The organism is Haloferax sp. Atlit-10N, from assembly GCF_003586325.1.
Lineage (GTDB): Archaea > Halobacteriota > Halobacteria > Halobacteriales > Haloferacaceae > Haloferax > Haloferax prahovense.
The window spans coordinates 1-470 of record NZ_PSYX01000148.1 but is presented as its reverse complement, the minus strand read 5'-3'; the positions used below and the strand labels follow the sequence as shown (position 1 = coordinate 470).

1 pseudogene is annotated in these 470 nt (G+C 60.2%); it reads left to right on the top strand.

The window, feature by feature from the left end:
• Positions 1–470, top strand: a pseudogene (locus tag C5B91_RS21610) (type I-B CRISPR-associated protein Cas8b/Csh1); the annotation flags it as partial.

Sequence of the window (470 nt, the reverse complement as noted above, 5' to 3'; positions counted from 1 at the left end):
CGCCTCTACGAGATGCTGTGTAGTGCAGTCGAAGACGGCGGTGACGTGACACCAATCGAGCAGGCGTACATGAAGGAACGAGAACTCGACGACGCCGATACGAGGCTCCGGTTCTACGTCTCGGCGGTCATGCCACACCAGATGTCCAGGTACGACGTCTTCGGCGAAACGCTAAACGGCCGCTTACACTATCCGAAAGAACTCGCGTTCACCCACAATCGATTCGTCCGAGACGCGTCCGCGTTCAACTCGGACACCGACTGGACGGCACCACTCCCGAAAAACGACAAGTGGGGGCTGCTGTCGGTGAACGACGAGCAACTCCACGCGGTTTCGACGGGGTGGTACTTCTATCAGACGTTCGCAGAGCGGGACGACGCCGAAGCGGACGCGGACGACCCGCGAATCGAAGCGCTCGTGAGCGTACTGAGCGGGGACGCGATAGCCGTCGAAGTGCTGCTCGAAGAGTA